General features: G+C 62.5%; 21 protein-coding genes, 1 tRNA gene and 1 pseudogene. 12 read left to right on the forward strand and 11 right to left on the reverse strand.

The window, feature by feature from the left end:
- Positions 1 to 84: 84 nt before the first annotated feature.
- Positions 85 to 3,060, reverse strand: a complete 2,976-nt coding sequence (locus tag EN852_RS13170; protein ID WP_127873740.1) for an Rne/Rng family ribonuclease — start codon at positions 3,058 to 3,060, stop codon at positions 85 to 87.
- A 701-nt stretch (positions 3,061 to 3,761) separates the two neighbouring features.
- Between EN852_RS13170 and EN852_RS13175 the strand changes: the two genes are divergently transcribed.
- The 8 genes and pseudogenes from EN852_RS13175 to EN852_RS13210 all read left to right on the forward strand — a co-directional run bounded on the left by EN852_RS13175 (position 3,762) and on the right by EN852_RS13210 (position 12,311).
- Complete coding sequence (locus tag EN852_RS13175; RefSeq protein WP_246694270.1) at positions 3,762 to 4,952, forward strand: N-acetylmuramoyl-L-alanine amidase; 1,191 nt, start codon at positions 3,762 to 3,764, stop codon at positions 4,950 to 4,952.
- Between the two features lie 230 nt (positions 4,953 to 5,182).
- The gene (locus EN852_RS13180; RefSeq protein ID WP_127873739.1) at positions 5,183 to 7,639 is read left to right on the forward strand and encodes a penicillin-binding protein 1A; all 2,457 of its coding nucleotides are present in this window, start codon (positions 5,183 to 5,185) and stop codon (positions 7,637 to 7,639) included.
- Positions 7,640 to 7,766: 127 nt separating this feature from the next.
- Positions 7,767 to 8,898 (forward strand): peptide chain release factor 2 gene (gene prfB / locus EN852_RS13185; RefSeq protein WP_127874382.1). Its coding sequence is split into 2 segments (ribosomal slippage): positions 7,767 to 7,832 and positions 7,834 to 8,898, totalling 1,131 coding nucleotides; the frame shifts between segments, so codons are not numbered across the junction.
- 167 nt (positions 8,899 to 9,065) lie between these two features.
- Positions 9,066 to 9,469: pseudogene (locus tag EN852_RS13190) on the forward strand (GFA family protein).
- 285 nt (positions 9,470 to 9,754) lie between these two features.
- Positions 9,755 to 10,132 carry a hypothetical protein gene (locus tag EN852_RS13195; protein ID WP_127867917.1) on the forward strand — a complete coding sequence of 126 codons (378 nt, stop codon included), beginning with the start codon at positions 9,755 to 9,757 and terminating at the stop codon, positions 10,130 to 10,132.
- A gap of 163 nt (positions 10,133 to 10,295) precedes the next feature.
- Positions 10,296 to 10,664: a GFA family protein gene (locus EN852_RS13200; protein WP_127873738.1), complete on the forward strand. Its 369-nt coding sequence runs from the start codon at positions 10,296 to 10,298 to the stop codon at positions 10,662 to 10,664.
- Positions 10,665 to 10,800: 136 nt separating this feature from the next.
- Positions 10,801 to 11,451, forward strand: coding sequence for an OmpA family protein (locus EN852_RS13205; RefSeq protein WP_127867919.1), 651 nt, complete (start codon positions 10,801 to 10,803; stop codon positions 11,449 to 11,451).
- 251 nt (positions 11,452 to 11,702) lie between these two features.
- Positions 11,703 to 12,311, forward strand: coding sequence for a hypothetical protein (locus EN852_RS13210; protein WP_127873737.1), 609 nt, complete (start codon positions 11,703 to 11,705; stop codon positions 12,309 to 12,311).
- 79 nt (positions 12,312 to 12,390) lie between these two features.
- On the opposite strand, the gene EN852_RS13215 is transcribed toward EN852_RS13210, so the two are convergent.
- The 7 genes from EN852_RS13215 to EN852_RS13250 form a co-directional block, all read right to left on the reverse strand.
- Positions 12,391 to 13,929: a DEAD/DEAH box helicase gene (locus EN852_RS13215; protein ID WP_189545882.1), complete on the reverse strand. Its 1,539-nt coding sequence runs from the start codon at positions 13,927 to 13,929 to the stop codon at positions 12,391 to 12,393.
- 294 nt (positions 13,930 to 14,223) lie between these two features.
- Positions 14,224 to 14,997, reverse strand: a complete 774-nt coding sequence (locus tag EN852_RS13220) for an NAD kinase (protein WP_127873735.1) — start codon at positions 14,995 to 14,997, stop codon at positions 14,224 to 14,226.
- Between the two features lie 437 nt (positions 14,998 to 15,434).
- Complete coding sequence (locus EN852_RS13230; protein ID WP_127873734.1) at positions 15,435 to 16,193, reverse strand: MBL fold metallo-hydrolase; 759 nt, start codon at positions 16,191 to 16,193, stop codon at positions 15,435 to 15,437.
- 3 nt (positions 16,194 to 16,196) lie between these two features.
- Positions 16,197 to 17,261 (reverse strand): ABC transporter ATP-binding protein, encoded by a 1,065-nt coding sequence (locus EN852_RS13235; protein ID WP_127873733.1) that lies wholly within the window; start codon positions 17,259 to 17,261, stop codon positions 16,197 to 16,199.
- The gene (locus EN852_RS13240) at positions 17,258 to 18,040 is read right to left on the reverse strand and encodes an ABC transporter permease (protein ID WP_127873732.1); all 783 of its coding nucleotides are present in this window, start codon (positions 18,038 to 18,040) and stop codon (positions 17,258 to 17,260) included. Before EN852_RS13240 ends, EN852_RS13235 begins: the two co-directional genes overlap by 4 nt.
- A gap of 2 nt (positions 18,041 to 18,042) precedes the next feature.
- On the reverse strand, positions 18,043 to 18,885 hold the full coding sequence (locus EN852_RS13245; protein ID WP_127873731.1) for an ABC transporter permease: 843 nt from the start codon (positions 18,883 to 18,885) through the stop codon (positions 18,043 to 18,045).
- A gap of 8 nt (positions 18,886 to 18,893) precedes the next feature.
- A complete protein-coding gene (locus EN852_RS13250) occupies positions 18,894 to 19,976 on the reverse strand; it encodes a spermidine/putrescine ABC transporter substrate-binding protein (RefSeq protein WP_127873730.1) in 1,083 nt (360 codons plus the stop codon).
- Positions 19,977 to 20,069: 93 nt separating this feature from the next.
- Between EN852_RS13250 and EN852_RS13255 the strand changes: the two genes are divergently transcribed.
- Positions 20,070 to 20,684: a TetR/AcrR family transcriptional regulator gene (locus EN852_RS13255; RefSeq protein WP_127873729.1), complete on the forward strand. Its 615-nt coding sequence runs from the start codon at positions 20,070 to 20,072 to the stop codon at positions 20,682 to 20,684.
- Between the two features lie 114 nt (positions 20,685 to 20,798).
- Here EN852_RS13255 and EN852_RS13260 read toward each other — a convergent pair whose 3' ends face one another.
- Entirely contained in the window at positions 20,799 to 22,715 is a 1,917-nt protein-coding gene (locus tag EN852_RS13260; RefSeq protein WP_127873728.1) for a BTAD domain-containing putative transcriptional regulator, read from the reverse strand.
- Positions 22,716 to 22,834: 119 nt separating this feature from the next.
- Between EN852_RS13260 and EN852_RS13265 the strand changes: the two genes are divergently transcribed.
- Positions 22,835 to 23,035 carry a hypothetical protein gene (locus EN852_RS13265; protein ID WP_127873727.1) on the forward strand — a complete coding sequence of 67 codons (201 nt, stop codon included), beginning with the start codon at positions 22,835 to 22,837 and terminating at the stop codon, positions 23,033 to 23,035.
- A gap of 48 nt (positions 23,036 to 23,083) precedes the next feature.
- Here EN852_RS13265 and EN852_RS13270 read toward each other — a convergent pair.
- A tRNA-Thr gene (locus EN852_RS13270) sits at positions 23,084 to 23,159 on the reverse strand.
- Between the two features lie 151 nt (positions 23,160 to 23,310).
- Here EN852_RS13270 and EN852_RS13275 point away from each other — a divergent pair.
- Both EN852_RS13275 and EN852_RS13280 read left to right on the forward strand, forming a co-directional pair.
- Positions 23,311 to 23,478: a hypothetical protein gene (locus EN852_RS13275; protein ID WP_127867931.1), complete on the forward strand. Its 168-nt coding sequence runs from the start codon at positions 23,311 to 23,313 to the stop codon at positions 23,476 to 23,478.
- A 182-nt stretch (positions 23,479 to 23,660) separates the two neighbouring features.
- On the forward strand, positions 23,661 to 23,978 hold the full coding sequence (locus EN852_RS13280; protein ID WP_127873726.1) for a BA14K family protein: 318 nt from the start codon (positions 23,661 to 23,663) through the stop codon (positions 23,976 to 23,978).
- Positions 23,979 to 24,271: 293 nt separating this feature from the next.
- Here the strand turns inward: EN852_RS13280 and EN852_RS13285 are convergent.
- A partial coding sequence (locus tag EN852_RS13285) for a transposase (protein WP_135879542.1) occupies positions 24,272 to 24,561 on the reverse strand: 290 nt, incomplete at its 5' end.

Here is a 24,561-nt window from a genome sequence, read left to right on the forward strand (position 1 = left end):
GCCTTGCGCTGCGGCAAACAAGAAAAATCCCGCGCCACGGGCGCGGGATTTTTGCAAAGAAATCAGTCCAACAATCTGAAAAGCTTAGAAGAAACCTTTGCGCTGCCACCAGCCGGCGCGCTTCGGCTTGTCCTCGGCTTTGGCCTCGTCGGACACATTCGAGGATACAACGGGAACAACCGGCGCGTCGATCGACTGCGGCTTGCGCCGCGTCGGATGGGCATTGGCGGCAGGCTCCGCCTCGGTCGCCGCGAGAGCGGCAGGTGCCGGCTCAGGAGCGGCAGGTGCCGGCTCCGGCTCGACCGCCACGGGCGCGACCTGAGCTTCCGCCACAGGTTCGGAAACCGTCTCTGCCACGGCTTCCTCGGCCGCTTTCTTTGCTCGCGAACGGCGGGGCTTCTTCGGCTTTTCGACCGCCTCGGCATCGTCATTGGCCGCCGTGGGAGCAGCAGGCTGCTCGGGCGCGGCTGCTACCGCCGGCTCGCCGGCGGCGTCCTCATCTTCCGCTGCTTCGTCCTCGACGTCGCCGACGTCGGCCTCTGAAGCCTCATCGTCACGGCGGTTGCGCTTGCCGCCGCGCTTGCCGCGCCGGCGCTTCTTGCCGGCGGCTTCCTCGGTTGCGGCCGCCACGGCCTCGCCACCGGTGGTCGCCTCCTGAGCTGCTTCTTCCGATGCATCCGCGGGATGGTCGCTGGTTTCACCAGCTTCCGCCGGCGCAGCCGTGACATCCCCATTATGCTCGCGATCGCGGTCCCTGCCGCCACGCCGCCGCCGGCGCTTGCGACGCTTGCGATCACGGCTTTCGCCGTCCTCGGACCGCTGCTGGTGCTGGCCCTGCTGCTGCGGGTGGCGCGGCTGTTCGGCCTGCACCGCGACCTCTTCTTCTTCCTCGATGACGATCTCGTCCTCGGGCTCTTCCGGCTCGACATAGGCCGGCAGGCTGCGCACCTCGACGAAGCCTTCCGGCTTCTCGGCGATGGCGCCGCGGAAGATCGCGTAATGTTGGGTCCCCAGTGTCTCGTCAGCCTCGATCGTGATCGTCAGGCCGAACCGAGCTTCGAGCTCAACCAGGTTGGCGCGTTTGTGGTTCAGCACATAAAGCGCCGTCGCGGCCGGCGTGCGCACGATGATGTGGCTGCGCGAATCCTTGAGCAGGAATTCCTCGATCGCCCGCACCACCATCAGCGCCACGGAAGAATCGGAGCGCACATGGCCGGTGCCGCCGCAATGCGGGCAGGGCTTCATGGTCGATTCCAGCACGCTGGCGCGGATGCGCTGACGCGACATTTCCATGAGGCCGAAATGCGAGATGCGGCCGACCTGGATACGGGCGCGGTCGTTCTTGAGGTGATCCTTCAGCCGCTTCTCGACGGAGCGGTTGTTGCGGTTCTCCTCCATGTCGATGAAGTCGATGACGATGAGACCGGCAAGGTCGCGGAGTCTCAACTGGCGCGCGACTTCCTCGGCCGCTTCCAGGTTGGTGTGGAGCGCGGTCTCCTCGATCGAATGCTCCTTGGTGGAGCGGCCGGAGTTGACGTCGATCGAGACCAGCGCCTCGGTCTGGTTGATGATGATGTAGCCGCCGCTCTTCAGCGTCACCTGCGGCTGCAGCATGCGGTCGAGCTGCGCCTCGATACCGTTGCGCACGAAGATCGGCGTGGTGTCGCGGTAGGGCTGAACCACCTTGGCATGGCTGGGCATCAGCATGCGCATGAAGTCTTTGGCCTCGCGGTAGCCGTCCTCGCCGGAGACCAGGATCTCGTCGATATCCTTGTTGTAGAGGTCGCGCACCGAGCGCTTGATCAGGCTGCCTTCCTCATAGACCAGGGCAGGGGCGGATGACTGCAGCGTCAGGTTGCGGACATTTTCCCAAAGCCGCATGAGATATTCGTAGTCGCGCTTGATCTCGGCCTTGGTGCGGCTTTCGCCGGCGGTGCGCAGGATGACGCCCATGCCCTGCGGCACTTCGAGGTCGGCCACGACCTCCTTCAGGCGCTTGCGATCCTGGGCGTTGGTGATCTTGCGCGAGATGCCGCCGCCGCGCGCGGTATTCGGCATCAGCACCGAATAGCGGCCGGCAAGCGAAAGATAGGTGGTGAGCGCCGCGCCCTTGTTGCCGCGCTCTTCCTTGACAACCTGCACCAGAAGGATCTGGCGGCGCTTGATGACTTCCTGGATCTTGTACTGGCGGCGCACCGGCTTACGGCGGTTGCGGATTTCCTCGAGCGCGTCCTCGGCGCCGACCGATTCGACCTCGTGCTCGTCCGAATGCGAGGCCGAGACATCCTCCAGCATGCCGCGATCATTATCGCTGGCGGCCGCTTCGCCGACCTGTTCGGGGCTAGCCTGCTCGGGCTGATCCGCCTGCGGGACTGCCTCGGAAATGACGTCGGCCTCGACGCTCGCGGCAATCGACGTCGGACCACCTTCGGAGGACTTGCCATCCTCCTCGCCTGTGGCGTCGTCGGCTTCGGCGTTGGATTGCTCGGCCGTTTCCGAGACCACTTCGATTTCAACGGCTTCATCGGAGGTTTCGGGGTTCTCGCCTGAAGCGTCGGCGGTCTCGCCGGCATCCCCGCTCGCGGCAACCTCGGCCGTGGTTTCGTCGGCAACTGCTGGCTCAGCCGGGCTTTCCTCGTTTTCCGACGATGCGTGTCTGTGCTCGCCGCGGTCGCGGTTCTTGCCGCCGCGCCTGCGGTTGCGCCGGCCGCCGCGATCGCGCGCCTGCTGCTCTTCGCCGTTCTCCGCTTCCTCGTCGTCGTCGTCCTCGGCCTCCTGCGCTTCGGCGCGAAGCAGAGCCTGACGGTCGGCTACCGGGATCTGATAATAGTCGGGATGGATTTCACTGAAGGCGAGGAAACCGTGACGGTTGCCGCCATACTCGACAAAGGCTGCCTGAAGGGAAGGTTCGACGCGGGTTACGCGGGCGAGGTAGATGTTTCCTTTGAGCTGCTTCTTGTCCTGGGATTCAAAGTCGAATTCTTCGATGCGGTTACCGCGAACGACGACAACGCGTGTTTCCTCCGGGTGGGAGGCGTCTATCAGCATCTTGTTGGGCATTATCTTGTTTCCTGCCGGCAGCCGACGGCCGCAGCTGGCGTGGCAATGCCCGCCGCTGTGCGCCTGTATCTGTGTGCATGCCGGATAATTGAATGTCCGCTAGCCGCCGCTTGAGCGCAATGGCGGTGCCGCCCGCAGCCACTATGGCGCGGTTTGATGCGGACCTTTCCATGATTGCGCTTGAAGCCATCGGCACCCAGCAGACCTTTTGAACCAAAGCCCGGGCTGAGCCGGACCAGCTTGTTTGCTCACGAAGAGCCGGCGCGGGGCAAACCCGGCCGTTTTCCTCACGCAAGCGATTCCCCGCCACGGGAGCACGCCTGCGAAAATCGTCGCGACCACCTGAGCCTGGAAGGATAACGGAGCCGCCTTTGCATCCGACCTTTGGCAGGAAACTGCTGAGGCGAGCGGTTCCAGGATTGCAGTGATCCAACGTCGCTTTTATGATTTGGCGGGATGGAAGGCAACCCCGATTTCGGAGGCCGGCAAAAAGCGCTTCCGTTAGGGAAGGTGCCCTTCGTCTTACCTCTGAAAGGCTTGGTTAACCTTCTCTGAATACCAATCGTTAATCGAATTGGCGGCCTGACTGGCACTCTGCGAGAAGACCGGGCGCAATGCGTCAAACCGGGAGCGACGAACAAGAGATGGGACTTGCGGGCAGCGCGGACAAGAGAGGCGGGGCCGCGGCGCATTTCACGCGCATGGCCTGCGCCGCCTTGCTGCTGCTTTGTTTCGCGGCCGCCGCGCGCGCCGAGGCCCTGCTTGGCGCGACCGGCTACAAGATGGCCGGCGACGCCACCAAGATGCGCATCGTCGTGAATTTCGACCGCGAGCCGGACGTCAAATGGTTTTTGTTGCGGGGCCCCAATCGCCTGGTCGTCGATCTGCCGCGAACGCGATTCGCGCTTGAGGCCAAGGATGTGAAGCCGCGTGGCCTTGTGCGGGCCGTCCGCTACGGCGATCAGGGGCACGGCTCGCGCCTGATCCTGACCGGCAAGGGTCCTTTCGCCGTCGACAAGCTCGACGTGCTCAAGAATGACGACGGCACCGGCTACCGCATCGCCATCGATATGTCGGCCGCCTCCGAACGCGAGTTCGACGAGGCCCTCGCCAACCAGTCGCTGACCACCGGTTCGACGGTCTCCACCGAAAAAGGCGAGCGGGTCGGCACCGGGCCGGTCTCGGCGCCCGGCCATCGCTTCACGGTGGTGATCGACCCCGGCCATGGCGGCGTCGATGGCGGCGCCGAGAGCTCCGCCGGCACGGTCGAGAAGGACGTCACGCTCGCTTTTGCCAAGGAATTGCGCGACAAGCTGGCCGCGGTCGGCAAATACGATGTCTTCATGACACGCGACGACGACGTGTATCTGGCGCTTGACGAGCGTGTGCGCATCGCGCGCCAGCACGAGGCGGACCTCTTGATCTCGATCCATGCCGATACGATTGCCGTCAAAGGTCTTCGCGGCGCCACCGTCTACACGCTGTCGGACAAGGCGTCCGATCCCGAGGCCCAGGCGCTCGCCGATCGCGAGAACCTGTCCGATCAGTTCGCGGGAATGAAGATCGAGGACGACAACAAGGAAGTCACCGACATTCTCATCGACCTGATCCGGCGGGAAACGCATGGCTTCTCGATGAGCTTCGCCCATACGCTGGTCGGCCAATTGTCGACCAGTGTCGGCCTCATCAACAATCCGCAACGCTCGGCCGGCTTCAAGGTGCTCAAGGCTCCGGACGTGCCGTCTGTTCTGGTCGAGCTTGGCTACCTGTCCAACAGCAAGGACGAGGCGCAGCTGCTCAACGCCGACTGGCGCGGCAAGGCGGCGCAAAGCATAACCAACGCGGTCGCCCTGTTTGCCGCGGCCAAGGCTGGAACGGCGACGGGCGGTTGACCGGCCGCGCCTGCTCACAACCACCGGGCGTCTACAACCACAAGCAGCCGTTGCATGACGACAACACCCGGCGTTATTATTGAATAACCGAGTCCTCAAATTTCGCGCTGCCGTATTTTGTCCACATGGTGGCGACATGGGTTTTTGATTGCGGATTGGGACCGCCCCGGGAAGCTTGCGCGACTGTCGGCTTCGTTTAGGAAATTCCCGAACCTCGGACTGGAGCGGGTATGATTCGTCTCATCGGCTATTTCTTTGGCATCGGCACGACGCTGGCGTTGCTGGTGGCGGCCGGCCTTGCCATCTATATCAGCCATGTCGCGAAGGACCTGCCCGACTACGAGGTTCTGGCCAAATACGAACCGCCGGTGACGACGCGCATTCATGCCTCCGACGGCTCGCTGATGGCGGAATATGCGCGTGAGCGGCGCCTTTATCTGCCGATCCAGGCCATCCCGGACCGCGTCAAGGCCGCCTTCATGTCGGCCGAGGACAAGAATTTCTACAACCACCCCGGCATCGACGTCACCGGCCTCGGCCGCGCCATCATCGTCAACCTGCAGAACCTCGGCTCGGGCCGGCGCCAGGTCGGCGCCTCGACCATCACCCAGCAGGTGGCGAAGAACTTCCTGCTCACCTCGGATCAGACCTACGAGCGCAAGATCAAGGAGATGATCCTGGCCTTCCGCATCGAGCAGGCCTATTCCAAGGACCGCATCCTTGAACTCTATCTCAATGAAATCTTCTTCGGCTTCGGCGCTTATGGCGTCGCGGGCGCGGCGCTCACCTATTTCGACAAGTCGGTCAACGAGCTGACGGTCGCGGAAGCCGCCTATCTCGCCTCGCTGCCCAAGGGCCCGAACAATTATCATCCCTTCAAGCACGCGGACCGCGCGATCGAGCGCCGCAACTGGGTCATCGACCAGATGGTCGAGAATGGCTACGTCACCCGCGAGGAGGGCGCCAAGGCCAAGGCTGAGCCGCTCGGCGTGACGCCGCGCCGCAATGGCTCCTATCTGTTTGCCGGCGAGTATTTCACCGAGGAAGTCCGCCGCCAGATCATCGCCCGCTACGGCGAGAACGCACTCTATGAGGGCGGCCTGTCGGTGCGCACCACGCTCGATCCGAACATCCAGCTTATCGCCCGCAAGTCGCTGCAGAACGGCCTGCTCAAATACGACATGCTGCGCGGCTACCGCGGTCCGGTCACACATGTCGACATTTCCGGGGACTGGGGCGTGCCGCTCGGCAATGTGAAAGGTCTCGAGGACGTGCCGGAATGGACGCTGGCCGTGGTGCTCGACAGTTCGGCGGACGGCCTGACCATCGGCATCCAGCCAGCGCGGCAGGTCTCCGGCGAGCTCGTCAAGGACCGCGTCCAGGGCACCGTCAGCAAGGACGACATGGGCTTCGCCATGCGCCACTTCGTCAATGGCAAGTCCGTCAGGGCGAAGTCTCCGGCCGAGGTTCTGGAACCCGGCGATGTCGTCTTCGTGCAGAAGAACGATGGCTCTGACAACACCTACATGCTGCGCCAGGTGCCTGAGGTCGAAGGTGGTCTCGTCGCCATGGATCCGCACACCGGCCGCGTGCTCGCCATGGTCGGCGGATTCTCCTACGCGCAGTCCGAGTTCAACCGCGCGACCCAGGCCATGCGCCAGCCCGGCTCCTCGTTCAAGCCGATTGTCTATTCGGCCGCGCTCGACAATGGCTATACGCCGGCCTCGGTCATCATGGACGGCCCGATCACCATCCAGAGCGGCAACACCACCTGGACGCCGAAGAACTATGACGGCACGGTCGCTGGCCCGGCCACCTTGCGCTCCGGCATCGAGAAGTCGCGCAACCTGATGACGGTGCGGCTTGCCAACGACATGGGCATGAAGCTGGTCGTGGAATATGCCGAGCGCTTCGGCGTCTACGACCACCTGGCGCCCTATCTGCCGATGGCGCTGGGCTCCGGCGAGACGACCGTCATGCGCATGGTCTCGGCCTATTCGATCATGGCCAATGGCGGCAAATCGATCAAACCCTCGCTGATCGACCGTATCCAGGACCGCTACGGCAAGACGGTGTTCAAGCAGGACGAGCGCGGCTGCGAGGGCTGCAACGCCACCGAATGGAAGAACCAGCCCGAGCCGGAGCTGGTCGACAATTCCGAGCAGGTGCTCGACCCGATGACGGCCTATCAGATCACCTCGATGATGGAAGGCGTCGTGCAGCGCGGCACCGGCGCCACCATCGGCGAGCTCGGCCGCCACATCGCCGGCAAGACCGGCACCACCAATGACGAGAAGGACGCCTGGTTCATCGGCTTCACGCCAAACCTCGTCGTCGGTCTCTACATGGGCTACGACACGCCGCGCGGCCTCGGCAAGGGTGCCACGGGCGGCGGTCTCGCCGCGCCGATCTTCAAGGATTTCATGCGCGTGGCGCTCGACGGCAAGCCGAACACCGACTTCCAGGTTCCGGACGGCATGAAGCTCATCGCCATCAACCGCAAGACCGGCATGCGCGCCGCCGAGGGCGACCCCAACACCATCGTCGAGGCGTTCAAGCCAGGCACCGGCCCGGCCGACAGCTACTGGGTGATCGGCATGGGCGCGGATGGCTCCAACGGTTCGGGTGGCGCGCTGTCGCCACAAGCCAACCAGGCCATCCAGGACGGCGGCGGCGGGCTCTACTGACGTCTCGATAGCTCTCGAATGGGCTGGCGGGACCGCCGGCCCATTTCGCTTTACAGGCGGCGATGCCGTGCCTATGTATCGCGCCTATTCCGAAAAGACCGAAAAGAACAGGACCGAACGAAAAGCCATGCGCGCGGAAACGCAAAACATTGTCGACGAGATCAGGCAGGCGATAACCCTGCTGAGGAGGCATCTTTGACTGGGATCAGGCTGTAAAGCGGCTTGAGTACCTGAATTCGCGCGCCGAGGATTCCAGCCTCTGGAATGATCCGATCGAAGCGCAGAAGCTGATGCGGGAGCGCCAGGAGCTGGAAGACGGCATCGCCGCCGTCAAGGGAATGACACAGGCGCTGGACGACAATATCGGCCTGATCGAGCTCGGCGAGGAAGAGGGCGACGACGGCATCATCGCGGAAGCGGAGGCTGCGCTGCGCTCGATGCAGGGCGAGGCCAAGGCCCGGCAGGTCGAGACGCTGCTCTCCGGCGAAGCCGACGCCAACGACACCTATCTCGAAATCCATGCCGGCGCCGGCGGTACCGAAAGCCAGGACTGGGCTTCGATGCTCTTGCGCATGTACACGCGCTGGGCCGAGCGCCGCCGCTTCAAGGTCGAGGTGCTGGAAGTCCATGACGGCGAAGAGGCGGGCATCAAGTCGGCAACCGTGCTGATCAAGGGCCACAACGCCTATGGCTGGCTGAAGACCGAGTCCGGCGTCCACCGCCTGGTGCGCATTTCGCCCTATGACAGCAATGCGCGGCGTCACACCTCCTTCTCTAGTGTCTGGGTCTATCCTGTCGTCGACGACAAGATAGAGATCGATGTCTCGGAATCTGACGTGCGCATCGATACCTATCGCTCCTCCGGTTCCGGCGGCCAGCACGTCAACACCACCGACTCGGCGGTCCGCATCACCCATCTCGCGACCGGCATCGCGGTTGCCTGCCAGGCCGAGCGCTCGCAGCACAAGAACCGCGCCAAGGCCTGGGAAATGCTGCGCTCGCGCCTCTACGAGGAAGAGCTGAAGAAGCGCGAGGCGGTCGCCAACGCCACGGAGGCGTCGAAGAGCGACATCGGCTGGGGCCACCAGATCCGCTCCTACGTGCTGCAGCCCTATCAGCTCGTGAAGGATCTGCGCACTGGGGTCGAAAGCACCTCGCCGTCGAGCGTGCTCGACGGCGACCTCGATGAGTTCATGGAAGCCTCGCTCTCGCATCGCATCGAGGGCGGCGCGGGCGAAGCGGTGGCGGACCTGGATTAGGATATGCCCATATTCAGGTGAGGCCGGCCTGCGAATGGCGATTTCCTGCGCGCTTCCGGTGCTCACGTACTTTAAGTACGCTCCGCTCCGGTTGTCGCAAACCGCCATTCTCAGCTCAGCCTGACCTGAATCTGGGCATATCCTGCCGTTGCACAAAGGAAGAACCGGTGACGCGCAAACTTACCGGGAAGTGTTTCTGCGGCGCCGTCCACTATGAAGTGGCGGACGAATTCGTCTATGCCGCGAACTGCCACTGCTCCAACTGCCGGCGCACGACGGGGTCGGCGTTCAAGCCCTTCGCCGGCATCGAGCGCGGCAAGTTCCGTCTCACCGCGGGCGATGACAGGCTGCTGATTTTCGGCGACGAGAGCGGCCATGACGCGCATTGCGGCCGATGCGGCTCGCTGCTCTATTCGCTGGTCCGCGACGGTGCCTATGTCCATGTCGCGATGGGAACCTTGGTCGATGATCCGAGCAACGGCCGACCGCGCACATCTTTGTCGGCTCCAAGGCGAAGTGGTTCACAATCGCCGACGACCTGCCGCAGTATGATGGGCATGTTCCCGGCTGAACGTCCGGAACCAGCTTGAGCCGTTTCCCGTTGTCGGGCACCGGCACCGTGCGGCTAACTGGTCGTTAGCCAGGCCGGCACACGGTTCTGGATGGCAGAGGCTGGTGCAAAAAGCCGCATCGCCGGTTGCTTGCGTCAGTCGAGGAATCAGCCCAGTTTTCGCACTGGGGTTAAAAGCATTTATGGCCGGCTGCGGCATATCTGCGACCGACGATCCGGCCACTGGGAAGATACGTTCCGGGAACGGGCAAGCGACAACGCTTGATGCTCGAAAGGAACGCTTCGATGTCTGCTGCCATATCAAGATCGGCCCAAGCCGTTCGACCGGCTGGCCGACTTTTGTTCTCCCTGCTCGCAGTTGGGGCCATCTCGGTGCTGGCGCCGCCGGCCATCGCGCACGACGCCCAGCCGACGGCGGCCACGCCGCAAGGCTGGAAATACCCCTTTGCCTGCTGTGCCAACTTCGATTGCAAGGAAGTGCCGCAGTCATCGATCAGCGAGCGGCCCGAAGGCTATGTCATAAAAGGCACGGGCGAGGTGGTGGCCTACAGCGACAAGCGGGTCAAGAATTCGCCCGACGGCGAATATCACTGGTGCGCGCATCAGGCCGGGCTCGACGCCGGCAAGACCATCTGCCTGTTCGTGCCGCCGCCCTCTTACTAGCCTTCGAGCGCGCCAGCATCTCTGCCGAAGCTGCTGACAGACAGTTGTCAGGACTGCTTCTTTATGTTGCCTTGCCACCGAGCAATTCCAGGAAAGTGCGTAGCGGCTTTCCGTTCGGAATTGCGTGCAATATGGGCGCGGCGGACAATGGAGAGGTGAGTTCATGACCATCAAAGGCAGTTGCCACTGCAAGGCGACAACCTTCGAGGTTGCCGAGGCGCCGCAGACGGTGACGCAATGCACATGCTCGTTCTGCTCGAAGCGCGGGTCGCTATGGGCCTACTATGTCCCGTCGCAATTCAAGCTCACAAGCCCGCCTCAGAACGTCTCCTTCTATCGCTGGGGCTCGAAGACCGTGAAGCATGGTTTCTGCGCCGTTTGCGGTTGCGGCACCTTCACCGAGACGCCTGACTGGTCGACCGGAAAGCCGGATTTCGACAACCCGAAGATCAGCGTCAATTCGCGCCTGTTCGACGATTTCGACCTGGACAAGGTCGAGGTGGTGGTCATCGACGGCAAGAATCTGTGGTAGAGGCGAAGCGGGAACGGCCAGCGACTTTTGCGGCTGCATTCCCGTTCCGTTTTTCGCCGCATTTCATGCTAAAAGGCTGCGGAAGGGCTGATTTGGCGCGGCCGCAAGGGCCGCGAATTGGAGAGGGACCAACCTTATGAAGAAGACCGTGCTCGTCGTCGTGGCGACGGCTTTGCTGGTGAGCGCCTGCACCACCACCGATCCGTATACTGGCGACCAGAAGATTTCCAACACGGCGGCCGGCGCCGGCCTTGGCGCGCTGGCAGGCGCCAGCCTTGGTCTGCTCGCCGGCGGCAATGACCGCCGCAACGCCTTGATCGGCGCCGGCATCGGCGCGCTGGCCGGCGGCGCGATCGGCGCGACCATGGACCAGAACGAGGCCGAGCTCCGCCGCCAGTTGCAGGGCACCGGCGTCAGCGTCACCCGCAGCGGCGACCAGATCATCCTTAACATGCCGTCCGACATCACCTTCAACGTCGACCAGGACGCGGTGAAGCCGGGCTTCTATCCGGTGCTGAACTCCGTTGCGCTGGTGCTGAAGAAGTTCCGCCAGACGACGGTGGATGTCTTCGGCCACACCGATTCGACTGGCGGCGACCAGCACAATTTCGACCTGTCGCAGCGCCGCGCGCTTGCCGTCGCCAACTACCTGGCCGGCCAGGGCGTCGATCAGCGGCGCTTCGCCGTCACCGGCTTCGGCAAGACGCGCCCGATCGCATCCAATGCGACGGCCGCCGGCCGCGAGCAGAACCGGCGCGTCGAAATCCAGCTGTCGCCGCTAACCTGAGAAGACCGCGCCCAACCGCGCGGCGCCATCAAAGCAAAACGGTCCCGTACGGGGCCGTTTTTTGTTGGCGCGCGTCCAAGGATGGGTCAAAGGTCTTAGGACATTAGCTTTTCCTAATTGATACTTTTCCAGAACCTGTGAAAGGACTAACATCCTGTTGTTCCAGAGGGATGGGGCGGTCAATCGGCCGCGCAACCACCACTGCCGCCCCGGTCTTGCACGGCCAGATCAAGGGAATCTGGGAGGAATGCATGACAAGAACACCTCGCCTCGGGCGCTGCGGCGTCCTCGTTTTGACTGGCCTTTTGGGCGCATGGCTCGGAGCCGCCACGGCTCGCGCAGAGGATGCCAATAAGGCCGATATCGAAGCCCTGAAGAAATCCCTGGCCAAGTATGAAGATTACACGGCCGCCATCCGCGACCTCTATCTGTCGACCGAAGGCTGCGTCTACTACAACGGGGAAAAGATAGACGGCGCGATGTACTATCCTAAGGGCGCCATGGGCGTCCATTTCGTCAACGTCCCGAGCATCGGCAAGCCGCTCGATCCGATGAAGCCCAACGTCCTGATCTACGAGCCGACCAGGAAAGGTCTTAAACTGGTCGGCGTGGAATGGCTGGTGCCTTTGACGCCGGATGTGAAGGAGGTTCCGAAGCTGTTCGGCCAGAAATTCATGGGGCCGATGGAAGGACACTACCCGCTCATCCCGAGGGAGTTCGTTCACTACGACCTGCATGCCTGGCTGTTCAGGGACAATCCAAACGGCATGTTCACCCCGACGAACCCGAACGTGAAATGCACCAGGGCCGAGTTCCCGATGCTGGAGAAGCCGACCAAGATGATGCCTGGGCCGATGTAGGGCAGGGCGAGCAAAACAGCGCAAAAAAGAAACGGCCCGAACCGGGCCGTTTTCGTGTCTGCTTCTACGGGCGGAAGCTTCAGACCTTGGCGACGATCCGCATGAAGGCCGGGACATCATCGCCGAAGCCGACGGTCGCGTCGTCTTCCTCGCGATGGCGGCCTGGGCGGTCGCGCTGCGGACGGGCATCGCCGCGCTGCTCGTGACGGTTGCCCGAGCCCTTGCGCTCGTTCTCGGAACGGATCGCGTCCTTGCGGGCGCGGCGTTCGGCGATATCGGCCACTTCGGCAACGGGCTGTTCCTCGCGGGCGAGATCGGGCGCTTCGTCGCGCTTGGCGTGGCGGTCCTTCTTGCGCTCGCCGCGGTCCTTGCGGTCCTCGTCCTTGCGGCCGGCCCGGCGCGGCGCGCCGCGGCCACGGCGCGGCTGCTCCTCGCCTTCGCTTTCGGTCACGGTCGACAGGTCGCCGTCATGCCATTCGATCTTGGTGCCGATCAGCCTCTCGATGGCGTCGACATGTTTGGTGTCGGCGCGCGTGGCGATGGTGAAGGACTTGCCTGCGCGTCCGGCGCGGCCGGTGCGGCCGATGCGGTGGACATAGTCCTCGGCATGGATCGGCACGTCGTAGTTGAAGACGTGGCTGACATCGGGAATGTCGAGGCCGCGCGCGGCGACGTCCGAGGCAACGAGGTAGCGCAGCTTGCCGTCGCGGAAATTGGCGAGCATCTGCATGCGGGCGCGCTGGTCCATGTCGCCATGCAGGGCGCCGGCGTCGAAATCATGCTTCAACAGCGAGCGAAACAACTCCGACACCTCGACCTTGCGATTGCAGAAGATGATGGCGTTCTTCAGGTCGGCGTCTTCGGCCTTGATCAGATTGCGCAGCGTCTCGCGCTTTTCCCAAGGCTTGTTGCCGGACTTCACCAGGCGCTGCGTGATGCTGGTCGCGGTGGACGCGGCCTTGGAAACCTCGACGCGCACCGGCGCGTGCAGGAATTTCTCGGTCAGCTTGGTGATCTCCGGCGGCATCGTCGCCGAGAAGAACAGCGTCTGGCGCGTGAACGGGATCATTTCGCAGATGCGCTCGATATCGGGAATGAAGCCCATGTCGAGCATGCGGTCGGCCTCGTCGATGACGAGGATCTCGACGCCGTTGAGCAGAAGCTTGCCGCGCTCGCGGTGATCGAGCAGGCGGCCGGGTGTCGCGATCAGCACATCGGCGCCACGTTCGAGCTTCTTGTCCTGCTCGTCGAAGGAGACGCCGCCGATCAGAAGCGCGATGTTGAGCTTATGGTTCTTGCCGTATTTGATGAAGTTTTCCTCGACCTGCGCGGCGAGCTCACGGGTCGGCTCGAGGATCAGCGTGCGTGGCATGCGGGCGCGCGCCCGGCCCTTTTCCAAGCGCGTCAGCATCGGCAGCACGAAGGAAGCTGTCTTGCCGGTGCCGGTCTGGGCGATGCCCAGCACATCCTTGCCGAGCAGCGCATGCGGGATGGCGCCAGCCTGGATCGGAGTCGGCTTGGTGTAGCCGGCATCTGAGACTGCGGAGAGGACTTTCGGCGACAGGCCGAGGTCCGAAAAGGTCAACGCTTCTTGAGCGGTCGTGGTGTCTGAGGACAAGTGTTTGATGTCTTTGGCTGGTTCGGGAAAATCGCAACACGTGTTGCGGCAGGCGCCGCGCGCTTGCAAGATCGCGGTTGCAGTTAGGCGCAAGTCCGCGATTTGTCAACAGAAACAGCCGGGAATCCCGGTGATTGTGAAGACGTAACCTTAATCGCGATGCTTAAAGCGCGTCGCGTCGAAACGGAATCAGGCTACGCGCTTTGAATCTTTGCTTGATGCATGTCCTGTTCCCAAAACCGCTGCGCACTTTTGGGCGACATGCATTGATCGAAACAATATCGCCGCGCCGGCTTAGTAGCGGAACTGCTCGGCAAGGATGCGTTCGTTCCAGGAATGGTTGGGATCGAACAGCAAAGTTGCCGTCGCCGTCGGCGATTCCCGCACGGTGACGGAGGCCACCGCCTTGACCTCGGTATGGTCCGCGGCGGCATTCACCGGGCGCTTTTCGGCCTCCAGTATGTCGAAACGCACGGTCGCCTTGTTGGACAGCAGCGCCCCGCGCCAGCGGCGCGGCCGAAAAGGGCTGACCGGCGTCAATGCCAGGAGCGGTGCATCGAGCGGCAGGATCGGCCCGTGCGCCGACAGATTATAGGCCGTGGAGCCGGCGGGGGTGGCGATCATGACGCCGTCGCAATTCAGCTCCTCCAGCCGCACCTGGCCATCGATGGTGATGCGGATCTTCGCCGTCTGGTAGGACTGACGCCACAGCGCCACCTCGTTGATGGCCGGCGCCGCAACGGATTCGCCGTCATGTGTCACGGCGACCATTTCCAGCGGCCGGATCGTCTCGGCAACGGCGTTGGCGATGCGTTCCTCAAGACCGCCGGCGCGATATTCGTTCATCAGGAAGCCGATGGTGCCACGGTTCATGCCGTAGACCTTCTTGCCTGTGCTCATCGTCTCGCGCAGCGTCTGCAGTAGAAAACCGTCGCCGCCGAGCGCGATGATGATCTCCGCTTCAGCGACAGGCACCTGCCCATAACGCGCCGACAGGTTTTCCCGCGCGGCGAGGGCGTCGTCGGTGTCGGAAGAGACGAAGGCGAAACGGCTGGCGGCTTTGCTCATGGCTCCCGGAGGGCGACCATTTACCGGGCCGCGCCGGCGACGGCGTAGCATGCGGCGCCCGTGTCTGTGAAGGGCGCTATGCTTGCGCTGGCGGGCTGGGTCGAGAACACGCGGTCGCGCTTCGTGACAGAGGCGCAACGAATGTGATGGCCCTAATGGTTAAGACGAAGCTTAAACACTCGTAAAGCCAGATCGATCATGTTAGCCGACAGAGGATGGGTTGGCGGGGGCTGGCCAGTCGAGAGACCTGTCTATTGCCGGTAACACGTCTGATTATAGTCTTCCTGATGATGGGAAGCTTCGCGCTCATGTTCGCTGAGCTGGTGCGTCATTCCGAAGAGATGAGCCAGCGGCCGCAGCCGACCACTTCCCGCTGTGGCGATGCCACCGGAACGCCCTGTCCGCAAAGAGCGCTGTAGGCTTCGCTTCCCGATCGCTTAGCCGCCTTGCAGGTGGCAGCCAGGCTTGCGCTTGCCAGCGACATATTCGTCGATGAGTTGCCTGTAGCGCACCTTGCCGAAGCTCGGAAAATGGCCGCCATGCACGACCGAGACGTTCAACTCGCGCATGGCAAGCAGCGTTCCGACATAGTCATCGATATCGGAGTGATAGACGTCGTCGATCAGCGGCCCGTCATAGACGATATCTCCGGACAGCAGGATGCCGGTCTTCTTCTCGTAAAGCGCGATGCCGCCGGGCGAATGTCCAGGCGTATGGAAGACCTCGAAGGCGCGGTCGCCGAGATCGACGACGTCGCCATGCTCGAGCAGCCTGTTGGCGGGAGCGGGCGGGATACGATAGCTGGCCGTGTCCCAGCCTTGCGGCTGGCGATCGAACATCTCCTCATTGGCGTAACGATCGGCGACCGTCCATTCGTTGCGCGGATCGGCAAGAATTGCCGCTTCCGCCGAATGCACGCAGCGGTCCGGGAACTCATGATGGCAGCCGATATGGTCGAAATGCGTGTGGCTGGCGACGCAGGTGAGCTTGCGCTCGCTGACAAGCGGCGCGTGGCTCCTCAGGCTGAAATGGCCGAGGCCGGTGTCGAACAATAGGTCGCGGTCGCGCCCGCGCACATGCCAGATGTTGCAGCGGAAGAACGGCTTGATCCACGGCTCATGGATGAGCGTGATGTCGTCGCCCATGCGGATGGTTTCGTACCAGTCCGGAGCCTCGATGACTGGAAGCATGCCCATGGATCAATCCGCCAGCAGGATGATGTCCTGAGCGTTGCACGAAACCGCTATCGTGTCGCCTGCGTGGACGATGGCCGAAGCGGGAGCCTTGGCGATGAATTGCAATGCCGGGTCCAGCATCGAGGTGGCCAGCACGCGCTTGAAGCTGCCTTGGAAGACGACATCGCCGACCTTCGCCATGCCCAGCGCGACATCGCCTCTCGCCTCGCCGAGAACCAGGTGCTCGGGCCGGATCGCAAGCGCGACCGTTGCGCCGGCAGGTGAGGAGCCAGGCAGCGAAAGCGAGTCCACCGCCGTCGAGACCATGACGATCCCGTCCCTCGCTTCAATCACGGTGCCGGCAAGGATGGTGCTTTCGCCCATGAAGGTGGCGGAGAAGCGCGTCTTCGGCCGCGCATAGATGCGCTCGGGCGGCCCTTCATCCTCGATGCGGCCGTCATTCATCACTACGCAATGGTCGGCAAGCGCCATCGCTTCTTCCTGGTCGTGCGTAACATGGACGAAGGCGGTGCCGACGCGTTTCTGGATCGCCTTCAGCTCGTCCTGCATCTGCCGGCGCAGCTTGAGATCGAGCGCGCCGAGCGGCTCGTCGAGCAACAGCACCGCCGGCTCGATGACCAGCGCGCGGGCCAGCGCTACGCGCTGCCGCTGGCCGCCGGAGAGCTGATGAGGCTTCTTGTCGAAGGCGGCCGCCAGCCCGACAAGAGCCAGCGCCTCGCGCGCCTTCGCTGCCCGCGTCGCGCCGTCGACGCCCTGCATGCGCAGCCCGAAGCCGACATTGCCGCCGACGCTCATATGCGGAAACAGCGCATAGTCCTGGAACACCGTCGTCGTCGGTCGTTTGGCCGGCGGCACGGCTGTGCAATCCGCGCCGCGGATGAACACCTTGCCTTCGCTCGGCGTGACGAAGCCGCCAAGGATCGAAAGCAGCGTCGTCTTGCCGGAGCCTGAGGGTCCAAGCAGGATCGTGTAGCTGCCGGGCTCGATCGCCAGCGAGACATTCTTCAGCACGGCAAGCTGGCCGAAGCGATGCGAGACGTTGCGGATGTCGACCAGGGGCGCGCTCATGCCGGCTTTCTCCGCAACAGCGTCAGTTCGAAAAACACCACCAGCACGATGGAGACGGCAAAGACCAGCGAGCCGACGGCATTGGTCTTGGGGTTGAGGCCGGAGCGCAGCAGGTTCCAGATTTCCACAGGCAGCGTCGTCTCGAAACGGGTGAGCAGGAAGGAGATGACGAACTCGTCCCAGGAAAAGGTCATCGACAGGAAGAAGCCGGCAAAGATCGCCGGCGCCATTACCGGCACGGTGATCATCAAAAGCACCTTCCATTCGGCGGCGCCGAGGTCGCGCGCGGCGCGCTCGATGTTGATCTGCTGGTCGCCCATCTGGCTGTAGATGATGGCAAAGCAGAGCGGCAGGTTGATCACGACATGGCCGATGCCGGCGGCTAGGAGCGATTTCGGCACGCCGGCCCAGTTGAACAGCACCAGCAGGCCCATGCCGATGATCAGATAGCTGACGGTGAGCGGCAGCGTGATCAGCCCGCGCAGGAAGGCCGAGCCCGGCAGCACAAAGCGGGCAAAACCCCAGGCTGAGAGAAAGCCGAGCGTGACCGATACGAGCGAGGACAGCACCGCCACCAGCAGTGAGTTCACCAGCGCCGAGGTCAGCCGCGCGTCGGAAAGCACAGCCTGGTACCAGCGCAGCGACGGGCCGGTGAAAGGCGGGATCGGGAAGGAGGTCGCCTGCAGCGAGAACAGCACCAGCACGACCACCGGCAGGAAGATGAAACCGTAGACGGCGATGGCGTAGAGCCAGGCGGCGAGGCGGACGGCGGCGCGCATGGTCAGGCCCGCTCGATCTTCAGCCAGCGCGCGCAGGCGAGGTAGGCGATGGTGACGACCGCCATCAGGATGATCGACAGGGCGGAGGCCAGCGGGAAGTCGCCGCGCCGGCCGATCTGCATCATGACAAGCTGCGGCATGACCAGCTCATTGTTGCCGCCGAGGATCTGCGGCGTGATGTAGTCGCCGACGCAGAGCACGAAGGTGAGGAAGGCGCCGACCATGATGCCGGGCAGGGTCAGCGGCAGCACGACATGCAGGAAGGTGCGCACCGGCCCGGCGCCGAGATCGGCGGCGGCCTTGCGATAGCTCGGGCTGAGCTGCTTCAGATTGGCGAAGATGGTCAGCGTCAGAAGCATGACGAAGAAGTGCACGAAGCCGGTGACGGTGGCGAAACGCGTGTTGGCGAGCTGGAGCGGCTCGCCGATCAGGCCGATGCCGGTCAGCGCCCGGTTGATGACGCCGTTCTGCGCCAGCACCAGCAGCCAGGAGTAGGAGCGCACGACATAGGACGTCCAGAACGGCAGCACGGCCAGCATCAGCGCCAGCCGCTGCCAGCGTTCCGGCACCATCTCGGCGAGGATCCAGGCAAAGGGATAGGCGAGCAGGATAGAGATCACGGTGACGGTTCCCGTGACTTCCAGCGAGTTCACCATCGCCCGCCAGTAGGAAGGATCGGTGAAGAACTGACTGTAATTGGCCAAAGTGAAGCCGCCGCCTTCATGCGCCGTGAGGCTCGAAAACGCCATGGCGATGAAGGGCAGCACGAAGAACAGAAGCGTCCACACCAGCGCCGGCGTGACCAGCGCCCAGGGCAGGGCACGCGAATTGTTTGCAGCGCTCATCGGCCGATTTACTGCGCCTGCAGCATCTCGGTCCACATGTCCTGCATCTTCTTGTCGAGATCGGCGTTCGGCGCCGGATAGGCCTGGGCGCGGGCGAGGAAGCCCGGCTGCTCGTCGAAGCGCAGGATCTTCTTCTGCTCGTCGGTGAGCGCCGCGGTCTTGTTCGCCGGCATGCCCCAGTAGCAGGAGGAGGTGGCAAGGCGTGCCTGGCCCTCCGGGCTCATGATGTACTGGATGAATTTCAGCGCCATGTCCTTGTTCTTGGAATCCTTGAACATGGCGAGCGACTGCGACCAGAGCACTGCGCCTTCTTTCGGGATCGAGAAGTCGAGCGCCGGGTTTTCCTTAGCAAGGCCGGCCGTCACCCACTCGCCGCCCCCGACAAGAACGTCCACCTCGCCGGTGGCCAATGCGGTCTGGCTGGCGGTGACTTCGCCGACCAGCTTGGCATTTGCCTTCATCTTGAGGAGCTCGGCCTTCAGCGCCGGCAGGTCGGCTTCGGTGAGGTCGGCGGTCTTCTTGCCGATGGCCAAAGCCGCCATGCCGATCACCGGCAGGTAGTAATCGTAGATCGCAACCTTGCCCTTGTATTTGTCACTGGTGAGCGAAGCCAGCGACTGCATGTCGGCCGGGTCGACTTTGGTCTTGTTGAAGCCGATCGTGTTGTAGCCGAATTTTTCGGTGATGCCGTAGCGCTTGCCGTCGACGATGGTCGACTTGTCCATCTTCACCTCGGGGAAGAGGTCGGCGAAGGGCAGCTTGTCCTCGGGCAGCGGCTCGAACAGGCCTTTCTCGACGCCGCGCGGCACGTCGATACTATCGATCACCATCACGTCCCAGTCGCCGGGCTGCGACTGGTCGACGATGGCCAGCCCCGCGCCGGTGCCCTCGAATTCCTTGACGTTGACCTTGACGTCGTTGGCCTTCTCGAAAGGCTCGAGCAGCGCCGGATCGGAATGGTCGCACCAGATCAGCGCGTTGAGGTCGGCGGCCTCGGCACCTCCGGCAGCAATCAGCAGCGCGGCGGCCGCGCAAGCAGCTGCGAGATGAGACTTCAGGGTGGAAAGCGGATTCCGAGCGGTGGTGGTCATCGAGTGTTCTCCCTGCCTTGCTGGCTTGTTGGAAGAAAAGTTGAACCAATTCTAAAATTGAGTCAATTATGATTTTGTGGCAGAGAGGCCGATATGAGCGGCTTGCGCGAACGGCAAAAGGCGGACCGGCACCGTCGCATCATCGATGCGGCTACCGCGCTGTTTCGCGAGGCCGGCTATGAAGGCGCCAAGATCGAGGCGATCGCTGCCCAGGCCGAAGTCTCGATCGGCACCATCTACAATTACTACCAGAACAAGGGCGACATCCTCGGCGCCATCGTGTCGATGGAAGTCAACGAGGTGCTGAATGCCGGGCGAGGCGTGGTCGCCAGCCCGCCCGCCAATGTCGGCGACGCGCTGGATACGCTGATCGGCATCTATATCGAGCATTCGCTGAATTACCTCAGCAAGGAGATGTGGCGCCAGGCGATGGCGATCTCGACGCAACTGCCAGACAGCCCCTTCGGCCAGGCCTACACCGCGCTCGACCGGGAACTGACCAGCCAGATCAGCGCGCTGATCGCCCGCCTGCAGGAGATCGGCCTTGTGCGCCGGGACATCGACGGACCGGCGGTGGGCGAGCTGATCTTCAACAACATGAACATGATGTTCATCGAGTTCGTGAAGCGCGACGAAGCAAAGATACCGGAACTGCGCGCGGCGATACGACGGCAGAATAGGGTGCTGGTGGCGGCGATTGGGGCGTGAGGATGTCAGGAGCAGGCAACGCTAACCGTCACTGATGCGTCCTCCAGCAACGAGGCCATCCGTTGGGGCACCTTCGCTGACGAATGAGAGGAAAGGTGGTCGAGCATTGCGACTTCACCCATCTGGTATGCCGAGAGCAAGAAGGTCCTTGCGAAGGCCCTCAAGGATTGTCCGGTCACGATATGGATCTACGAGAACGGCGCTGATGGTTACGCCGGGCTTGGCTGCCAGGCATTGCCCGATCGCATCGGCAGCGAGAGCGACATCGCCGTCCCGCAAATGGCAAACCGCAAGAAAGGCGTATGACCAAAACGAGTAGGAGTTGAGATTGCGGTAGGACTTTATCGCCTCCGAATAGCGCCCGAGAACCAAAAGAATCTGCCCACGCACGTCCCAGAACCAATCGTAAGTCAGCGGATCACGGGCAACACATGCGTCAAGATCGGACAACCCTTCCACGTGCTGACCGATATAGCTGCGGCATAAACCGCGGATTGCTCGTATCCAGACGTCATTGGGGTTGAGGCTCACGCCCTGTTCCAGGTGGGCAAGAGCCTCTTCGAGCTGCCCCAGGAACATGAGCGGGTGAGCCACCGCCTTGTGGCACCATGCCTGTTGCGGTCCGAGTTTGAGGGCGCTGCGACCATGAGCCAAAGCCGTCTCGAGTAGTTCTCGATTGTGCGGATTCGCCTCGAGCAGCCATCTTGTCGAAAGTACGATCGCCATCATGGCATGAATCGACGCAACGTTCGGGTCGAGTTCGATCGCCCTGACGAGGTAAGGCTCCGCTTCCAGGATAGTGTCATAGCGAACGAAGCGAACGCGGGCCTGCAGGTAAAGTTCATAGGCATCAAGTTGAGTAATAGGAACACGCCGTATTTTCTCTACGCTTGATATCCGGATCGTTCCCGCAACGATCGTGGCCACGCTTCTGGCGATCTCGTCCTGAAGATCGAAAATGTCGACGAGTTCCCGATCAAATCGATCTGCCCATATTTGATTGCCGGACCGTACATCTATGAGTTGGGACGAAATCCGCACCCGGTTGCCGGCACGGCGGACGCTTCCTTGAACAAGGTAGTCGGCAGACAACTGCTTTGCGACGGTGGAGGTGTCGGCAACTCTGCCCTTGAAGGTGAAGGATGAATTGCGGGCAATGACGTGAAGTTCACCAAATCTGCCTAGTTCGGTGATGATATCCTCTGTAATTCCGTCGCTGAAATAGTCCTGATCGGAATCGCCACTCATGTTCTCGAAGGGAAGAACCGCTATCACCGGGCTGTGGCTTGATAGACCCTTGCCAGATCGCGTGACCGACGTCTCGTCCAGCACACGGCGCAATTGCTGAAATTGGTCGCCGGGATCCACGTTCAACTCGCGCTTTAGCAGCAGCTTGCATGCCTCGTACTGCTTGATGGCAAGAGCTGTCTGGCCCATGGAGACATGGGCCTGAACCAAGGCAATGTGTGACTGTTCGCGTAGAGGTTCGAGGGCCACCAGCCGCTCAGCCAGCGCGACACGCTCGCTACCGCTCACCGATGCTGCCACGGACTCGAGCACACGAATGGCACGGGCCAACAAGTCGGCGCGGACGTCCCGCAGCCAGTCTTCGAAGACGTCGTCCATCGAACTCAGGCCGTCAAGGAAAGGCCCGGCATAGAGATCCGCCGCTTGCCGGAGCCCAGCGGCATCGCGGCTTGCGGAGGCGGCGATGAACTCCGTCACGTCGACCGATATGCGTCTTGGACTCAGCGCGACACGATCTCCGATCAGAATGAGAGTATCGGCCTCCAGATCGGCAAAATCCCTGCGGATGGAAACCAGGGCCTGCCGCAGGCTATTTCTGGCCTGCTCCTCGCCTCGATCCCCCCATAAGAGCCCGGCGAGCTTCTGGCGGGTCGCCTCATGGTTCGGCGCCAAGGCGAGGACGCCCAGAAGCGCTCGGTTCTTCCTGGCGGGCACCTCTAGCCTCGTTCCCTCCCGGGACGTCAGGCGAAACCCGCCCAGCAGATCGAGCCGCGCCAAGCTCATCCCGATTTGCTCTGAATTTCGGTTTCTTGCGCGATTTTCACGCGGCTTTTCACAGCCACCTCACGCCCTTCGTTCCACGTTGCCTTCGATGACTAAACAATATCTGAGGGGAAACTCCAATGTCCGTCGCACCGGAGGTCTTGAAAACGGCAAACAAGGTTCGCACAGCCGATTGCGCGAGACTGCCGGGAACCGATCTCCGTCGATTTTTCTGCAAGCTGCCATTGGCTTACGCCAGCGCCATCTGGGCGGCCTACTGCGTTGCGATTGGTTTCAGCTCAAATACCTGTCGCCTCGACGAGGACGTCGGCGAGCATTGATCCTTGACAGACGACAGAAGAGACACGCGCAATATATATCTATATATCTGGTGCCCCCGGCAGGGATCGAACCCGCGACCTTCGGTTTACAAAACCGCTGCTCTACCAGCTGAGCTACAAGGGCACGGCGCTCCGGTAGCACATTTCGTGCGCCAGTAAAGACAAAACTCCGTTTTGGCTTGCTAATGGACGGCGCGGCTTGGCCGGCATGCTGAAAAGCAGCGCGCGGCTTCCTACATCTTGCTGAGGTGCAATCGCATCGAACGGGGTGCCGCATGATCAGATTCGTCATCATCCTGCCGCTCATCGTCGTGACTTGGCTTCTCCTGGTGAAGGTTGTCAGCGATCTGAAGAAGGCCAACATCGACTGGACCGGCGTCGCCACCATCGTCGGCTTCATCGTGCTCGCCTTCTGGCTGAGGCATGTCACGGGGATGGGATGAGCGAGTAGCGAGTAGCGAATAGAGGACCTCAGTTCTAATCGCTATTCGCTATTCGCTATTCCCTACTCGCTATCGCTCCCTTCGAAAAAATCTGAAAAAATCTTCGAACCTTTTTCCGTGGTGCTGCGACAGACGATCAAGAGGCGGATGGTTCGCCTCTCCAACGAAACCAGGAGATCGTCATGTTCAAGCGCACCATCGTTTCCGGCCTCATCGCCACCACCGTCGCCGCCGGCTCGCTCGTCGGCACCGTCCAGCCTTCGGCAGCCCACAGCCATCACCACAACCGCGAACTCGGCATCGGCATTGCCGCCGGCGTCGGCGGCTTCGTGCTCGGCAGCCTGCTCTCCCAGCAGCAGCCTCGCACCGTCTATGTCGAGGAAGGCGGCTACGAAGGTTCCTGGCATGTTCGCCGCTGCTTGGCCCGCTACGGCAGCTATGACCCGGATACGAACACCTATATCGGCTACGACGGCTACCCGCACTATTGCCATCTGTAAGAGACGGCGGGCCAGGAAAGAGGGGCTGCACGCGGCCCCTTTTCTTGCGTTTGAGCGTGAGCACCAGTTCTCCAGCACACGGATTTTGACTGGTCGATTATATTTATGTTGGTAGATGGCTTGCCTTGGAGATTGGCCGAAACGCCTCACTCAGTCGTCATCCACGGGCGGAGCAAGGAGCGAAGCGACGCGCGCAGACCCGAGGATCCATTCCGAGACGCATGAGCGCTGCGGCGGTGCTGAATTTTGCTCCGCTGCATTCTTCGACCAAGGTCACGGCATGGCAACTGTGTTCACGCGAATGCGGTTTTGTCGCGAATGATGGCGTTGAGGACGACCAGGAGCTTCCTTGCGACGGCGATGATGGCCAGTTTCTTGGACACCGAGCGGGCAGCAAGCGCTGTGTAGAATGTCTTGAAGCGCTCACAGGTTCTGATGGCGGTGAGGGCTGCCATGTAGAGGGCGCGGCGCACGCGTGATCGCCCGCCCTGGATCTGGCTCCTGCGGTTGAGCTTGCCGCTCTTGTTGTCGAACGGGGCAAGGCCGACGAGCGCGGCGATCGCCTTGGGTGAGCGCTGGCCGA

It is taken from the genome of Mesorhizobium sp. M2E.F.Ca.ET.209.01.1.1, from assembly GCF_004010375.2.
GTDB lineage: Bacteria > Pseudomonadota > Alphaproteobacteria > Rhizobiales > Rhizobiaceae > Mesorhizobium.

Bases quoted from the DNA above. Each gene is read 5' to 3' on its own strand.
- EN852_RS13220 (WP_127873735.1), bottom strand. From the start codon at position 14,997: ATGAGCAAAGCCGCCAGCCGTTTCGCCTTCGTCTCTTCCGACACCGAC.
- EN852_RS13275 (WP_127867931.1), top strand. From the start codon at position 23,311: ATGATCAGATTCGTCATCATCCTGCCGCTCATCGTCGTGACTTGGCTT.
- EN852_RS13180 (WP_127873739.1), top strand. From the start codon at position 5,183: ATGATTCGTCTCATCGGCTATTTCTTTGGCATCGGCACGACGCTGGCG.
- EN852_RS13195 (WP_127867917.1), top strand. From the start codon at position 9,755: ATGTCTGCTGCCATATCAAGATCGGCCCAAGCCGTTCGACCGGCTGGC.
- EN852_RS13245 (WP_127873731.1), bottom strand. From the start codon at position 18,885: ATGAGCGCTGCAAACAATTCGCGTGCCCTGCCCTGGGCGCTGGTCACG.
- EN852_RS13235 (WP_127873733.1), bottom strand. From the start codon at position 17,261: ATGAGCGCGCCCCTGGTCGACATCCGCAACGTCTCGCATCGCTTCGGC.
- EN852_RS13170 (WP_127873740.1), bottom strand. From the start codon at position 3,060: ATGCCCAACAAGATGCTGATAGACGCCTCCCACCCGGAGGAAACACGC.
- EN852_RS13240 (WP_127873732.1), bottom strand. From the start codon at position 18,040: ATGCGCGCCGCCGTCCGCCTCGCCGCCTGGCTCTACGCCATCGCCGTC.
- EN852_RS13250 (WP_127873730.1), bottom strand. From the start codon at position 19,976: ATGACCACCACCGCTCGGAATCCGCTTTCCACCCTGAAGTCTCATCTC.
- EN852_RS13210 (WP_127873737.1), top strand. From the start codon at position 11,703: ATGACAAGAACACCTCGCCTCGGGCGCTGCGGCGTCCTCGTTTTGACT.
- EN852_RS13205 (WP_127867919.1), top strand. From the start codon at position 10,801: ATGAAGAAGACCGTGCTCGTCGTCGTGGCGACGGCTTTGCTGGTGAGC.
- EN852_RS13255 (WP_127873729.1), top strand. From the start codon at position 20,070: ATGAGCGGCTTGCGCGAACGGCAAAAGGCGGACCGGCACCGTCGCATC.
- EN852_RS13200 (WP_127873738.1), top strand. From the start codon at position 10,296: ATGACCATCAAAGGCAGTTGCCACTGCAAGGCGACAACCTTCGAGGTT.
- EN852_RS13230 (WP_127873734.1), bottom strand. From the start codon at position 16,193: ATGGGCATGCTTCCAGTCATCGAGGCTCCGGACTGGTACGAAACCATC.
- EN852_RS13280 (WP_127873726.1), top strand. From the start codon at position 23,661: ATGTTCAAGCGCACCATCGTTTCCGGCCTCATCGCCACCACCGTCGCC.
- EN852_RS13260 (WP_127873728.1), bottom strand. From the start codon at position 22,715: ATGAGCTTGGCGCGGCTCGATCTGCTGGGCGGGTTTCGCCTGACGTCC.
- EN852_RS13175 (WP_246694270.1), top strand. From the start codon at position 3,762: ATGGCCTGCGCCGCCTTGCTGCTGCTTTGTTTCGCGGCCGCCGCGCGC.
- EN852_RS13265 (WP_127873727.1), top strand. From the start codon at position 22,835: ATGTCCGTCGCACCGGAGGTCTTGAAAACGGCAAACAAGGTTCGCACA.